At 42.7% G+C, this 15,104-nt stretch carries 12 protein-coding genes; 5 read left to right on the forward strand and 7 right to left on the reverse strand.

Annotated features, from left to right (window positions below; all coding sequences use genetic code 11):
- Positions 1 to 25 precede the first annotated feature (25 nt).
- The 4 genes from CAL7507_RS25790 (at position 26) to CAL7507_RS31375 (ending at position 3,444) form a co-directional block, all read left to right on the forward strand.
- Positions 26 to 970, forward strand: a complete 945-nt coding sequence (locus tag CAL7507_RS25790) for a glycosyltransferase (protein ID WP_015131430.1) — start codon at positions 26 to 28, stop codon at positions 968 to 970.
- A gap of 150 nt (positions 971 to 1,120) precedes the next feature.
- Complete coding sequence (locus tag CAL7507_RS25795) at positions 1,121 to 1,969, forward strand: glycosyltransferase (protein ID WP_015131431.1); 849 nt, start codon at positions 1,121 to 1,123, stop codon at positions 1,967 to 1,969.
- Positions 1,969 to 3,039: a glycosyltransferase family 1 protein gene (locus CAL7507_RS25800; protein ID WP_015131432.1), complete on the forward strand. Its 1,071-nt coding sequence runs from the start codon at positions 1,969 to 1,971 to the stop codon at positions 3,037 to 3,039. The genes CAL7507_RS25795 and CAL7507_RS25800 overlap by 1 nt, the downstream gene beginning before the upstream one ends.
- 264 nt (positions 3,040 to 3,303) lie before the next feature.
- Positions 3,304 to 3,444, forward strand: a complete 141-nt coding sequence (locus tag CAL7507_RS31375) for a hypothetical protein (protein ID WP_236556812.1) — start codon at positions 3,304 to 3,306, stop codon at positions 3,442 to 3,444.
- A gap of 41 nt (positions 3,445 to 3,485) precedes the next feature.
- Here the strand turns inward: CAL7507_RS31375 and pyk are convergent, their stop codons facing one another.
- A complete protein-coding gene (pyk, locus tag CAL7507_RS25810; RefSeq protein ID WP_015131433.1) occupies positions 3,486 to 5,255 on the reverse strand; it encodes a pyruvate kinase in 1,770 nt (589 codons plus the stop codon).
- A 467-nt stretch (positions 5,256 to 5,722) separates the two neighbouring features.
- Between pyk and crtR the strand changes: the two genes are divergently transcribed.
- A complete protein-coding gene (gene crtR / locus CAL7507_RS25815) occupies positions 5,723 to 6,622 on the forward strand; it encodes a beta-carotene hydroxylase (protein WP_015131434.1) in 900 nt (299 codons plus the stop codon).
- Between the two features lie 123 nt (positions 6,623 to 6,745).
- Here crtR and CAL7507_RS25820 read toward each other — a convergent pair whose 3' ends face one another.
- From CAL7507_RS25820 to CAL7507_RS25850, 6 genes are all read right to left on the reverse strand, one after another.
- Positions 6,746 to 7,717 carry an IS110 family transposase gene (locus CAL7507_RS25820; protein ID WP_015131435.1) on the reverse strand — a complete coding sequence of 324 codons (972 nt, stop codon included), beginning with the start codon at positions 7,715 to 7,717 and terminating at the stop codon, positions 6,746 to 6,748.
- Positions 7,718 to 8,242: 525 nt separating this feature from the next.
- On the reverse strand, positions 8,243 to 9,397 hold the full coding sequence (locus tag CAL7507_RS25830) for a Gfo/Idh/MocA family protein (RefSeq protein WP_015131436.1): 1,155 nt from the start codon (positions 9,395 to 9,397) through the stop codon (positions 8,243 to 8,245).
- Between the two features lie 12 nt (positions 9,398 to 9,409).
- The gene (locus CAL7507_RS25835; RefSeq protein WP_015131437.1) at positions 9,410 to 10,399 is read right to left on the reverse strand and encodes a glycosyltransferase family 2 protein; all 990 of its coding nucleotides are present in this window, start codon (positions 10,397 to 10,399) and stop codon (positions 9,410 to 9,412) included.
- A 342-nt stretch (positions 10,400 to 10,741) separates the two neighbouring features.
- Positions 10,742 to 12,397 (reverse strand): GMC oxidoreductase, encoded by a 1,656-nt coding sequence (locus CAL7507_RS25840; RefSeq protein WP_015131438.1) that lies wholly within the window; start codon positions 12,395 to 12,397, stop codon positions 10,742 to 10,744.
- A 770-nt stretch (positions 12,398 to 13,167) separates the two neighbouring features.
- Complete coding sequence (locus tag CAL7507_RS25845) at positions 13,168 to 14,139, reverse strand: IS110 family transposase (protein ID WP_015131439.1); 972 nt, start codon at positions 14,137 to 14,139, stop codon at positions 13,168 to 13,170.
- A gap of 269 nt (positions 14,140 to 14,408) precedes the next feature.
- Positions 14,409 to 15,074, reverse strand: a complete 666-nt coding sequence (locus tag CAL7507_RS25850) for a transposase (protein ID WP_236556786.1) — start codon at positions 15,072 to 15,074, stop codon at positions 14,409 to 14,411.
- Positions 15,075 to 15,104 lie beyond the last annotated feature (30 nt).

Below are 15,104 nucleotides of genomic sequence, written 5' to 3' on the forward strand. Positions count from 1 at the left end.
AGTGTTGATCTGAGGTTTAAATGTCGTGGAGGAAAGAGAACTTATTGCATTAAATATTGAGAGTCCCATACAGATATTTGTAGGAACTCAAGAAGAACAGATGCTAGCCGTCAAAGTCTTAGAGTACTCAATCAAAAAGTACGCCTCTATGCCGGTGGAAGTCACACCTCTATTTATAGCAGTACGCAAAGCCGGAATCCGAATTCCCGAACCTCAAGACCCAAAAATAAAACCACAAACTCCATTTAGCTTCCAAAGGTTTGCAATTCCTGCGCTTAACGGCTATCGTGGCAGAGCTATTTATCTCGACTCTGATATGCAAGTTTTCCGAGATATTAAGGAATTATGGTTACTACCATTTAACGGAGCAGACCTACTTTCTGTTTATGAACCAGGAGACTCTCAAAGAGTGTCTCAATTCAGTGTGATGGTCATTAATTGCGAACAACTAAACTGGAACGTAGAACAGTTAGTGAGAGATTTAGAAATGGGTAAATGGACTTACAAGCAATTTATTTTAGAAATGAGTCCAGCTAGCAAAATTGCATCTGTTATTCCAACTGAATGGAATGATTTAGAGCGTTATAGCGAAGATAAGACAGCTTTAACTCATTACACTGATATGCCAAATCAGCCGTGGCTAAATACGCATAACCCTTTAGGATGGCTATGGTGTCAAGAACTTTTGAATGCCATTCAAGAAGGCTTTATTAGTGAACAATTTGTGAAAACAGAAGTTGCTAGAGGATGGGTCAGACCTTCCCTAATTTATCAGTTAGATCATAAAATAATTGATCCAAGTCAACTACCTGTCTCTGTAATTCAAAAAGATAGACTTGAATTCGTCCCTCCTCATGCGATGAAAAGAATTATAAAATCCATTATGAGTCACCAGCAAATTCCACAATTTTTGAAAAAAGTTGTCCTAAAAACTTATGCATTAGCTCGGTTTTTTAGCTATAAAAATTAATAGTTAAATCATGTTTATAAATGTAATCTGTAATTATCAATTGCTAATTCACCAACAAAAATAAACCTAAAATAAAAATGCTTTTATTGACATAATAAAGTTCTGGCTTTTAACATCAGAGCCTCACGGCTAGGAACTAATTTAACTGACATGATTTATTTTTTAACAGTTAACTACTATTCTACAGAACTCCTGGCAAAATTAATCAATTCTTTGTCAGTTGGTACAACTATAGAATATAAAATAGTTATCATTAACAATTCACCTAATGATGATTCGATTGCCCAGCTTAAAAGTGAATCTGTCATAATTATTGAGGCTGGGGAGAATCTAGGATTTGGCAGTGCTTGTAATATAGGAATTCGCTGGATTTACACTCAATATCCCCAAGCTATTATTTGGATAATTAACCCAGATGCTTATCTGCCAAACAATATTTTAGATAAAGTTAAGCCATTTTTTACATCACACCCACAGTTAGCAATTGTTGGTACAATTATTTATACTCCTATAGGAAAAGTTTGGTTTGCTGGCGGTCGATTTATTGCTACAACTGGTGCAATCTTCACTGAAGACTTACTAAAAAATTCCGATGCAGATTATGTCAGTTGTGATTGGGTTTCAGGCTGTAGCTTAATCATTAATCTCTGTAAATTTGATGATTGTCCTTGGTTTGATCCTGCTTACTTTCTCTATTATGAAGATTTTGATTTTTGTAGGCGCTATGCCAATCAAGGATATTTGATTGCAGTCACAAAACAGTTGGTTGTTTTACATCAGCCATCTTCAATTACTAATAGAAATATTTTTCTTAAAACTAAACACAGTACCTACAGTTATTTATTGACTATAAAAAAATATACAAATATGCTGATTTTGCTGATCAGATTAAGTAGAGTGATTTTATATGCACTTATACTGCTGGCGATCAAACCTCAAGTGGCATTTGGTAAACTTTATGGTGTGTTAATTTATTGTCAGCGATCGCTAAAATTCTGATGCATCATCTCCTCGTTAATTTAGCTGTTGTCAGTACCAAACCAACAGGGATTACAACCTACACTAATAATCTTTTTCCTTTTCTGCAATCCCTGAATTCAACGTTACTCATATCACAAAAAAAATCCGGATATAACTGCTATCTAGTACCACCAAATCTGACACCAGACCAAGGTACAAAAGGACATTTCAACCGCTTAATCTGGACACAGTTCCAATTGCCGCAAATTTATCAAAAGCTGCAATCCCGTTTATTATTCTCGCCTTTACCAGAAGCGCCTCTATATAGTAATTGTCGTTATGTTGTCATGACTCACGACTCAATACCGTTGCGTTTTCCCAACCGCTTCTCGCCGTTGACACCATACCACCGTTATTATATTCCTCAAGTTCTTAACCAAGCACAACACATCATCTGCAACTCCCAATCCACTGCTCAAGACATCACCAACTTTTATCAAATTCCAGCCAGCAAAATTACCCCTATTCTCCTAGCCTACGATCGCACTCACTTCCGCACCCTGAATCTACCCACCCGCAACTACTTTCTCTACGTCGGTCGCCAAGATCCTTACAAAAACCTACAGCGACTCATCAGTGCTTTTGCTGCATTACCTAATTGTAAGGACTATGAACTGTGGTTAGTAGGACCAGTGGATTCACGTTACACGCCAATATTAATCACCCAAGTTGCAGAACTGGGTGTAACTAATCAGGTAAAGTTCCTGAATTATGTTTCTTACGGTGAGTTACCAACAATAATTAATCGAGCGATCGCTCTCGTGTTTCCTAGTCTCTGGGAAGGCTTTGGCTTACCCGTACTGGAAGCAATGGCCTGCGGTACTCCTATCATCACTTCCAACCTTTCCTCCCTACCAGAAGTGGCTGGCGATGCAGCGATTCTCATCAATCCCTACAATACAGGGGAAATTACAGAAGCTATGCAGGCTGTTGCCAATGATTTAGCACTGCGATCGCATTTATCCACCCAAGGTATCGCCAGAGCAAATCAATTCAGTTGGGAAAAAACAGGACAAGCCACCGTCGAAGTTTTATCACGCTTTCTATAATGCGATCGCTCTCTGCCAAGAAATTTCTCAGTTTTCACTGCTAACACTTGATTATGAAAGCGATAAAATTGGTATAGCATTTTCTAGTCTGGTGAGGTACAAATTTATCTGCGTTTATCCGCGTCCATCCTCTTCTATCAGCGGTTAATTCTTTTTGTCTGTACCTCACCAAAGTCTTGACGTTGATATTTTACTTATTATCGTTATATTCCTGAATTTCAAGAATATATTTTAATTGACCAATATCAAACTCATATTGAGCAGTTGAGCAAAACTTCAGAAGGTAAATGGCTATTTAGTGAATCCGACGATGAAGAAGGAGTTTTAACTTTAGCTTCAGTAAATAACCAAATTCCCCATCGCCAGATTTACGAACGAGTCAAGTTTGAAAGTGAATCAGAATAGACATTGTAATCAGCAATTCATAATTACGAATTGCAAATTATTTAAGGTGTTCCGACTGCTCCAGAGTAAATTAAACCCCGTTGCAAGTCCATCGTCAGAATTGCCCCATCGCGAATTACTTGCGTCGCCTTCTTCACGCCAACAATTACAGGTACACCTAGACGCAAGCCAATCACTGCTGCATGACTTGTGAGACTTTCATCTTCTGTAATAATCCCCGCAGCTTTGCGAATCGCCTCGACAAAATCAGCGCTGGTGCGGGGAGCAACCAAAATATCGCCAGGATTAAAGTTACTAACTTCCATACCAGTGTGAGCAACTCTAGCACGACCACTCACAGAACCTTGTCCCAAGCCAATTCCTTGGCCGAGAACTGCTGTTACTACCTCAACTTTAATTAAATCTGTTGATCCAGACACCCCTTGGAGTGTACCAGCAGTCATTACGACCAAATCTCCCTCAGTTAGTAGCTCATTTTCTTGAGCGACATTAATCGCTGCTTGAAAAGTTTGCCCAGTCGAAGGTAGTCCCAGTACTAACAGCGGTTTAACTCCCCACACCATCTGTAACTGTCTGGCCACATTTACATGGGGTGTAATTGCCAAAATAGGTGTCCGGGGACGGAACTTAGAAACGTTACGGGCTGTCGCTCCAGTTTGCGTCAAAGTCATAATTGCCGCAGCACCTAGTTGCTCTGCAATTTGACCTACAGCTTGACTAATGGCGTTGGGAATGGAACGCCTAGCATCTCTTAACTGACGGACTGTAGAACTGAGCGCCTCTTCCTGCTCAATCCGTTCCGCAATGCGTGCCATTGTCGCCACAGCTTCTACTGGAAAGTCGCCAACAGCGGTTTCATTAGAGAGCATGACTGCATCCGTGCCATCTAAAATCGCATTGGCCACATCCGATACTTCAGCACGGGTGGGACGGGGATTGCTCACCATGCTGTCTAACATTTGGGTGGCGGTGATGATAGGAATCCCCAAGCGGTTGGCTGTAGCAATCAGCCGCTTTTGCAGAATGGGGACATCTTCGGCTGGTAGTTCCACACCTAAGTCGCCTCTGGCTACCATCACGCCGTCACACAAAGCCAGAACTGCTTCCATTTGTTCAATGGCTTCATGCTTTTCAATTTTGGCAACTACTGGCACATATTTACCAGTACTAGAAATTAGTTCTTTGATTTCAATTAAATCCTGGGGGTTGCGGACAAAGGAAAGTGCTACCCAATCTACACCTTGATCTAGACCGAACATGAGATCCTCTCGGTCTTTGTCGGTCATAGCTTTAATTGAAAGATAAACTCCAGGAAAGTTTACACCTTTGTTGTTGGAAAGTTTACCAGGAACCGTAACACGACAATGTAAATCACCTTTATCGCGGTTAATCTCCTCGACCAGCATTTCTACTCGCCCATCATCGAGGAGGATTTTAGCGCCAACCGGGACTTCTTCAGCTAAATAATCGTAAGTGATGCAGCTAATATCCTGTGTGCCGATCACTGGACGATTTGTCAAGGTGAAGCGATCGCCTTTGGCAACAATTATCGACCCATTCTCAAACTTACCCAAGCGAATTTTCGGCCCTTGCAAGTCTTGGAGAATTGCCACTGGCTGATTGAGTTCAAAGGCAGTTTGCCGAATTAAGCGAATATTCCGCTGATGGTCAGCATGGGTTCCGTGGGAAAAGTTTAGCCGCAGCGTAGTTGCACCCGCTTCAATGATCGCCTTGAGCATTTCTGGGCTGCTAGTTGCGGGACCAATCGTAGCGACAATTTTTGTCCGGCGTATAGAATCTCTTAATTGCATAGGGGCTGAATCTAGGGAGCTATCTGGGAATCATCGTAAGTTAAGAGGCATTTCTTTTTCAGTCACTGCCATAGCAGTTAGGGAGATTGGGCATTGGGCATTGGGCATTGGGCATTGGTTATTCCCCCAGTTCCTAGTCCCTAGTTCCCAGTCCTCAGTCCTTGGTCACTGAGCGCAGCCGAAGTGCAGTCCCTAGTCCCCAGCTTTTCTGTGGGATAGACTAGCTATCGTACACCAATCTTGGTTCCATCCTCCCAAGGAAAGACTTTTTCTCTGCAAATCCTTAGCACTCACCACGCCCTGTTTATCATAGGCAAAGCTTAGGTCTCGTCTGGAATCATAGCGTTATTCATCTGCTGTTCAGCAAAGCTGCTGGTAATTCTTGCTATACAATAATTCACAAAACTTTATTCTTCACTAATCTTTATCGTATATTCGTAATTGTTAATAAACTTAAGGAGTCCAGAATGCTCACGTCGGAGGCACAAAAGCCACTGGCAATCCCGCCCAAGGAATTTTTAGCGCCTCCCGGTGATTTCAACCCGACGCTACTGCTGTTTTTGGTAGTTGTGGCAATGTTAGTTTTATCTAACTTCGGTTACTGGTTGTGGGAATGGCCGGATTGGTTATGCTTTAGCGTTAATACTCTGTGCTTGCATTGTGCTGGAACGGTAATTCACGATGCTTGTCACCAATCAGCCCATCGCAATCGAGTCATCAACGCTTTGTTAGGTCATGGTAGTGCTTTAATACTGGCTTTTGCCTTTCCAGTTTTTACACGGGTACATTTACAGCATCACGGACATGTCAATCATCCCCAGGATGACCCAGATCATTATGTCTCCACTGGTGGGCCGTTGTGGCTGATTGCGGTACGGTTTTTGTACCACGAGGTATTTTTCTTTCAACGGAAACTGTGGCGTAAATATGAACTTCTGGAATGGTTTATTAGCCGCTTGATTGTTGGGGCAATTTTTTATATTTCCGTTCAGTACCACTTTTTGGGTTATATTCTCAATTTTTGGTTCATCCCGGCGTTTTTAGTGGGAATAGCATTGGGATTATTTTTTGATTATTTACCACATCGTCCTTTTGTGGAACGCGATCGCTGGAAAAATGCCCGCGTCTACCCGAACCAAATTCTGAATATCCTGATTTTGGGGCAGAACTACCATCTAATTCATCATTTGTGGCCTTCCATTCCCTGGTATAATTACCAACCTGCATATCATGTAATGAAGCCGCTTTTAGATGAAAAGGGATGTTATCAAACTTCAGGACTATTACAGAAAAAAGACTTTTTTGAGTTTGTTTACGATATTTTCTTAGGGATTCGATTTCATCACCACAAAGCGACTGAAAAATAAACAAATATCAAGCATAAGTAACTCGGCATAAATAATTTTCGCTGGCAATAGGCAATATAGCGGTTTTCAGATTAGTGAGATACAGTTTTAAATCGCCAAGCCTGTAGATACTGTCTTGATTCGTCAAGAGGCATGAGCGAGATAATCAGGGTCAAAAGGCTTTTGGGATTTTAAAATCGCAAAAGCAAAATGCAAGAGCTTACGCATAACAGCACCAAGGACTTGCATTTTGACCTTGCCACGGTCAAGTAATCGCTGTGCAAATAATTTCAGCAAAGGATTATGGCGCATAGCAGCGACAGCAGGCATATAAAGTGCCTTTCGGAGTCGGGCATTGCCAATTCGCGATAAGTGAGACTTAGCTTGTACCGAAGAACCACTAGAACGTTCTTGGGGAGTTAAGCCAGCATGAGCAGCTAACTGGCGAGCGTTGCGGTATTGTTCAAGACAACCGATTTCGGTTAACAGCACAGCCGCAGTCTGCTCACCAATACCAGGGATTGAGGTTAAAAGGTCGCGCTTGGCCTTCAAATCAGGATGGCGCTCAAAGTGGTCGTGAATCAGTTGTTTCACCTGGACAATCAGCTGTTTTAACTGCTCTAAATGAGACTCAATTAAAGCGGCAACAGTGGGTGTGGCAGTTTCTAACCGATTCTGCTCCTGTTGGTACATGTCCGTGAGCGATTCTAAACGACGAAGGAGCGCTTGAAGCTCTTTCACCTCAACTGGTAAAGGAGTCCAAAGTTCTGGGGCAATCGCCAGACAAAAACGCGCAATCACTGCGGCATCTACTTTGTCCGTCTTAGTACGAAGTAGTTCGCTCTTGGCAAATCCTTTAATGCGGGATGGATTGACCACACTGACTTTGTGACCATTCTCCACTAAAAACTCTGCCAATGCTTCGCCATAGGTGCTTGTCGCTTCCATGCAGCCATGAACTTGAGTCGCTCCTTGTTTGGAGAGCCAATTTTTCAGGACAAGAAAACCTTCTGGATTGTTTTTAAAGACTTTGGATTTTGTGGTTTGGTTCTCCAGTATCAAAGTCACATGAAAATCTTTTTTACTGATATCGATACCGAGAACTATTTTTGACATGAGACATTTCCTCCACAGTTAATTTCTACAATAGAAGAACTGATGAATTGCATCTACTATCCTTGTGAATGCAGACTTTCCCAATATTTGGGGTCTAAGATACTGTCCAGTCTCTACAATTCAATTCGATTTCACCGATACAGGTTGCCAATCTACGTTACAGACTTTTGTATGGTCTCAGGGGCGGGGCAGCTTGACCTGGTATTACCAGTCCTCCAAAAAGAATTGTGTCGTTAAACTAGTACAGGCAACATTTAAGTTTTTTGAACTGCATTCTCAAGTCAAGTCTTTGCTCTACATCACAGTGAAAGCTATTTACTCGGTTCCTTGGGATCTTCTATTTAAGATACAAGGGGCGGGGAAACTCCGCCCTCAATTGCTTTTCATTAGTGAATTGGTATGACTAGTACAGCTTGGCGTAAATAAACCAACCATTGTAAATCGCTCAAAGGCTTACTATACAACTTTCTTCATTTCAGACTTCAGACTTCAGATTTCAGACTTCAGCCTTTGTGTACTAGCTGATTATTGTGCCCAAGGCATTGGTTCAATTGGCTCAAAAGAGGTTGTCAGTTTATAAGGCGAGCCTGTTTCGAGAGAGTTATGGATAGCCAAGACAAGTTCATTATTATGCAGAGAAAATCTCGCTGAAAGTCGAGAGGGACGCTCCCCAGCGATCGCATCCGCCATTTCTGCCACACCCCGGCAAAAATCCATTTCTTGAGCGCTTCTAGATCCTAATCGCGCTGCTTTTCTGACTAACGGATAATTTTGCTTCCAAATGCCTTCCAGCCGCTTGCGCCTGATAGTAATACTACGTCTGATGTAGACCGGCGAGCCATAATACCAACAATCTTTAATCCCAAGTATACCGTCATCCCCAATAATTCTTAATGAGTGGTCATGGGGTGCAACGATACTGCAAGTCAGTCTAGCAACCACACCGGAAGCAAATTTAATACAGGCTACAGAAAAATCTGGAGCGTTCATATCTAGAGGAATATCTGTCTGCTTATCAGGAACTAGACATGATGAAAAAGCAGAAACGGTTTCTGCTGGGCCAAAGAATGCAGTTAGCCAGGTGACGTAATAACCAGCATGTTCTAAAGTACAACCAACCTCAAACTCATCCTTGTAAGGCCAAGGAGTCCCCGATTGACTCAACCATTTTTGATAAGGCATCTTATGAACTAGTCCATCATCCATTTCGGCGTAGACTAGTCGCACCTTGCCAACTTTATTTTCCCGTAGAGCCTTCCAAACTGTTTGAGCAGTTTCGCTCAACAGGCTGCATGGTGCAGAGGAGATATATAAACCCCGTTGTTCGGCTAAGTTTACCAATTCCTCAGCTTGCCACATGGACATTGCCAGAGGTTTCTCAGAGTAGACGTGTTTACCAGCCTCTAAAGCAGCTTTAGAAACTGAGTAATGACTACTAGGGTTGGTGAGATTCAAGACAATATCAACATTGTCATCCGCCAGCAGTTCTTCTAAGGAACTGTAAACACGAGAAATAGAATGGTAAGCAGCAAATTTAGCGGAGCGATCGCCATTGCGATCCATCACTCCCACCAATTTGAGTTCTGGGTGGAGTGGGAGTGATTTCAGATAGTAATCAGCAACAAATCCGCAGCCAACAATAGCAATGGATTTTGGAGCAGTAGTTGGGGAGGAAGACACTAAAACCGTACCTCAATTCTTGTATTCTACTAAAGTGCGCTGTTGTCTGAATAACCGAGACAAATGAAATTGAATTTGGCCTTGTAGTTGTGGGAATTTATCTAACACACAAAATAGGGAGTAGGAAATTGCCTCCCTTGTGTTTAACCCTCGCTGCCGCGTATTTTGGTACACTCGATAGGCTAGGAAAGTATAGGCCAGCAATAGTAAGAGTATGCTCAACCCTTTAGTTGACCATACAGCGGCGATCGCCAAAAATGGCAACAACAAACCCCAAAACCAAATCCTTTGACTTTCTCTCACCCAATGTCGTTCCGGCGCAGCGCCGTGTAGCCAAGAACCCTCTGCATAAGCATGACCACCTCGCAGCGATCGCTTCCACCACTGACTCAAACGAGTAATTTGAGCATCATGCAATGTCATCTCGGCATCTATACGCAAAATTCTGCCCCCTGCTTGCCGCAGCCGCACGCACAACTCTGGTTCTTCGCCTGCAATTAATGTGGGATTAAACCCACCTACATTTTTGAGTGCCGTGACACGCATCATAGAGTCGCCGCCACAAGCTAAAGCTTCGCCAATAGGCGTGTCCCACTCGATGTCACACAGAAGATTATAAATAGAATTGTTGGGGAATTCTTCTCTGCGGCGTCCACACACAACTACAACATCATGCTGGGTTAGCAATTCGCGCTGTGCAAGTTCTAACCATCCTTCGACTACACGACAATCTCCATCCACAAACTGCACAAATTCAATATTTGGCTCTATTTGTAATAAATATGCAAATCCGGAATTTCTGGCACGAGCAGCAGTAAATGGAATAGATAAATCAAGCTCTACAATATATGCACCCAGAGAACGAGCTAGGGTGACACTACCATCCGTTGAACCGGAATCTACATAAACAACTGTTATCCCTTCGCCGACTACTGATAGTAAGCATTGATGAAGACGATTGCCTTCATTTCTGCCGATAACTACAATTCCAATTGATTGCAAGGCCAAACCTCCTGCAATTCTTGATGTTTTATATAACTTCTCAACTCTAGTATTGGAGTCCGTAAAAATCCTGAAACATAATATCTAGAATTATCATCTTTACTAGCCCTTTTAAGGTGAGTGTACTATAAAAGTTTTGCCGGCACTTCAGGCATCGACTGCAATTGCACAGAGCAATGCTGCATTCAACCCCAAATCTTGGGACTGTCAATTAAGCGATCGCATCCTTGAAAGTAGGAAAAATGCTGGAAATTGTGTGAGTGAACCGTAGGGGCAAACGGTTGTTTGCCCGGAAATGGGTAAAATTATTTCTACAAATCACCTTAAAAGGGCTAGTCCTAATCACTTTACAATAGCAACTGTCTCTCTACTGACCTGCACGCTAGCACTGTTAAACTGATTCACTTTCAACCAATCAGCAAGACGAATAGACAGGGCGATCAACATTAACGTGGAATTGGCATGACCTGTTGTGGGGAAGACAGAACTACCAGCAATAAAGAGTCCTTCAACACCATGTACCTGTCCATTTTCATCCACTACCCCTTGTTTGGGATTAACCGACATTCGGGTAGTCCCAGTAGGATGCGCTCGATCAGTAAAGTTAGTCTGCCAATTTTCTTTAGCATCTAGCCACTCGGAGAGTTTGGGTTGAGGGAGTCCCAGCCGCTGAAACTCTTGATGGATTAAGTGAGCTAGTCGTCGTACTGTCTGCCGTTCCTGCTCACTGATTTTCCAATTCAGCTGGGAAAGTGGCATTCCCAAAGCATCTGTGCGATTAGAGAGTGTCACCCGACTCTCTGGATCAGGTAGTTGCTCTACCAAACAAGTCAGGTAAATTGCATCTGCCTTGGGAATAGGCGGACGATTTTGCACAAGCCGACGGTAAAATCCTTGAGCTATTGCCATCGGTTGCCTCAAAACAGCGATCGCATCCTCGTAGGCTTTTTTTGTTAACTGTTTGTTCTTAAACGCCGATTTGAGTTCTCGTAGGGCTGAAGCCGGATCATCTGATGCTGGTGGTACTTCTACAAAAGCCGCGCAATTGAGCAGCTGTTCTTGCTCCTGAATCTCTGAACTTAGAGCAATACCTTGGAGATAAGTGTGCCGTCCTTGCTGATCATCTAACCAGTAGTGTCCAAAACGATCCTGGAGTGAATCAGACTTTTTCTGATCGAAAGTGCCGACAATGGCGCCTGGATGATCCATGAGAAACCGACCCACCATGTCATTTTGATTGCCCACACCATAGGGAACCGTGCGGTTGGAGGCTAACAGCAATCGAGCATTTTCAATGCCACCACAGCAGAGTAAAATCACCTTAGCTTTGATTTGCGCCCGCTTTTTCTCTAATGTACTGACTTCTACCGACTCAACACGGTTGCCAGCTTCGTTGGTATTAATGTGGGTGACATTCGCGTGCAGCAGAAAGTGGATGTTGGGGGCATCTGGAGCCTGGTTACGAAAGCGCACAGGTTCAGAGGAATAATTATTTTCTCGGCTAAACTGCCAAAACTGGGGTCTGACCAGTTTCTCGTTGAGAAGAGGGGTAGGACGCGGCACTTTGAACTGCTCCCAAAGTCGCTCATCGTAGCAATTGGGTCCAATTCTCAGATTTTCTCCAGCTCGCTCCAAATAATTTTCCAAACTGTCGCGGGTGATAGGCCAGCCTGAGTAGGGAACCCAGGATCGCTGCTGAAAATCAATGTTGTCGAATGGCGCGCAACGCCCAGTCCAGATATGCGATGTCCCCCCCAAAATCCGATAGCGAATAACATCCTGATTCATCACCCTGGGCGCACCAACACTTTCAATTTCGTAAAGTGATTGAGTATCAGGTTCATCTGACAAGCCACCGCTCTCGATCACCCAAACTTCAGTTTTCGTATTGGCAAACTCTTTAGCAATGGATAAACCCGCAAATCCACTACCTACAATACACAAATCTGTTTCAATTACTAAATCGTCTTCTAATTGCCTGAGATCATTAAATTTCACGTTGATAGTCTCCTAAGCTTTCCCTAAACCGCCCTAAATAAGGGATGCACCTTCACTTTGTTCTGAGGTTTTCCAAAAACTCATCATATTCAGATGAAAGAGAGCTGATCGCACCTATTACTAAACCTGAATTCATGTTTACAGGTACGAGCTTGTAGAAACATTATGATGGGAGAATTGTAAACTTAGTGTATGGAATACGTAAAAAAACAATGAAACTACGAAAAATTACGGAGATACAGGGAGATAGAAACAAGAAGATAACCCAGCTTGTGGAATAGCTTCATCAAAAAAGAGGGCAAATTTACCCTCTAGAGACTATCAAGATTCAGTTCCGCCCGAAAATTCTCTCAATTAAGCATTATTTAGGGATTTCCGGGAAAATAAAATACCAATTTTTCGGGTGTGTGATGCGGCGATAATACATTGAGTTGAGCGATAGATGATTTTGTAGCGTCACGCATCGGTGATGGTTGTGGCTACTCAATTAGTACACTATTAATCAGCCAGTCCCTTACCTAAGGGGGGAAATCTAGTTCCCACCCCTTGCATCGGCTACGGTGTACACATAAGTACTATCTGAAAGGATTTCAAGCGTTATAGACCCCTTAAATTGTCATTACAAGTGGAGCGTTCGCGTCTCGTAGAGAAGTAATACCAAATTAAAAAAAGAATGCGACAGATGGGTAGGGGCACGGCACCCATAAACTATCGATTTTCCCGAAAGTCTATGGAAGCCGTGCCCGTACTGTAGATACTGTCTTGATTCGTCAAGAGGCATGAGCGAGATAATCAGGGTCAAAAGGCTTTTGGGATTTTAAAATCGCAAAAGCAAAATGCAAGAGCTTACGCATAACAGCACCAAGGACTTGCATTTTGACCTTGCCACGGTCAAGTAATCGCTGTGCAAATAATTTCAGCAAAGGATTATGGCGCATAGCAGCGACAGCAGGCATATAAAGTGCCTTTCGGAGTCGGGCATTGCCAATTCGCGATAAGTGAGACTTAGCTTGTACCGAAGAACCACTAGAACGTTCTTGGGGAGTTAAGCCAGCATGAGCAGCTAACTGGCGAGCGTTGCGGTATTGTTCAAGACAACCGATTTCGGTTAACAGCACAGCCGCAGTCTGCTCACCAATACCAGGGATTGAGGTTAAAAGGTCGCGCTTGGCCTTCAAATCAGGATGGCGCTCAAAGTGGTCGTGAATCAGTTGTTTCACCTGGACAATCAGCTGTTTTAACTGCTCTAAATGAGACTCAATTAAAGCGGCAACAGTGGGTGTGGCAGTTTCTAACCGATTCTGCTCCTGTTGGTACATGTCCGTGAGCGATTCTAAACGACGAAGGAGCGCTTGAAGCTCTTTCACCTCAACTGGTAAAGGAGTCCAAAGTTCTGGGGCAATCGCCAGACAAAAACGCGCAATCACTGCGGCATCTACTTTGTCCGTCTTAGTACGAAGTAGTTCGCTCTTGGCAAATCCTTTAATGCGGGATGGATTGACCACACTGACTTTGTGACCATTCTCCACTAAAAACTCTGCCAATGCTTCGCCATAGGTGCTTGTCGCTTCCATGCAGCCATGAACTTGAGTCGCTCCTTGTTTGATGAGCCAGTTTTGTAGGTTAACAAAACCTTCTGGATTGTTTTTAAAGACTTTGGATTTTGTGGTTTGGTTCTCCAGTATCAAAGTCACATGAAAATCTTTTTTACTGATATCGATACCGAGAACTATTTTTGACATGAGACATTTCCTCCACAGTTAATTTCTACAATAGAAGAACTGATGAATTGCATCTACTATCCTTGTGAATGCAGACTTTCCCAATATTTGGGGTCTAAGATACTGTCCAGTCTCTACAATTCAATTCGATTTCACCGATACAGGTTGCCAATCTACGTTACAGACTTTTGTATGGTCTCAGGGGCGGGGCAGCTTGACCTGGTATTACCAGTCCTCCAAAAAGAATTGTGTCGTTAAACTAGTACAGGACGGCGGAAATAAACCGAGTATTAAACAGCCAAAACTTTACCCTTATATGTCCACTTGAAAGGTTTAGCCATTGTTTGATTAAAGTAGTCAATAAAAGCAAGAATTCTAGTTTTGAGATCATCCTGACTCTGGAAACTGGCTCTTCTTAGTAACTTCCGTACCAAAATACTAAACCAAATTTCAATTTGGTTGAGCCAAGAAGAATGTAGTGGTGTGTAATGGAAAACGATTTGATGTGTGGGGTCACTTAAAAAAGCTGCACGAGATTTCATTGATTTGAGGATGCCACTTTTACCCTTAATGCCAAGGTTGATGTTTAAACCTTCAATTTGTGCAACAAAACGAACTAAGGACTCCGATTGATGAGTGTTCAGGCAATCCATAATTAAATGCCATTTTTTCGCATTGGGGTCAGTGGCAATAGTTTGATGAATATGAAAGATAAAATCAACTTCTGTTCTGGAATCTCCACAAGTTGGTCTGATAATTTGACCAGTGGCAACATCGAAACTGGCTATCAAGGTTTGCGTACCGTGACGAATATATTCAAATTCCCTTCTTTCAACTTTGCCCGGTCGCATTGGTAAGTCTTTTTCTATGCGCTCAGTAGCTTGAATACCTGTCATCTCATCAATAGATATTGTGCGTTCCCCCTTTAGATGACGGTCAATCGCATTTAAATACAAATCTGTAATATCTTCAACTTTTGCATCAAA

Origin of the sequence: Calothrix sp. PCC 7507, assembly GCF_000316575.1 — a bacterium.
In the GTDB taxonomy this organism is placed as follows: Bacteria; Cyanobacteriota; Cyanobacteriia; order Cyanobacteriales; family Nostocaceae; genus Fortiea.

Bases quoted from the DNA above. Each gene is read 5' to 3' on its own strand.
- CAL7507_RS25800 (WP_015131432.1), top strand. From the start codon at position 1,969: ATGCATCATCTCCTCGTTAATTTAGCTGTTGTCAGTACCAAACCAACA.
- crtR (WP_015131434.1), top strand. From the start codon at position 5,723: ATGCTCACGTCGGAGGCACAAAAGCCACTGGCAATCCCGCCCAAGGAA.
- CAL7507_RS25795 (WP_015131431.1), top strand. From the start codon at position 1,121: ATGATTTATTTTTTAACAGTTAACTACTATTCTACAGAACTCCTGGCA.
- CAL7507_RS25820 (WP_015131435.1), bottom strand. From the start codon at position 7,717: ATGTCAAAAATAGTTCTCGGTATCGATATCAGTAAAAAAGATTTTCAT.
- CAL7507_RS25845 (WP_015131439.1), bottom strand. From the start codon at position 14,139: ATGTCAAAAATAGTTCTCGGTATCGATATCAGTAAAAAAGATTTTCAT.
- pyk (WP_015131433.1), bottom strand. From the start codon at position 5,255: ATGCAATTAAGAGATTCTATACGCCGGACAAAAATTGTCGCTACGATT.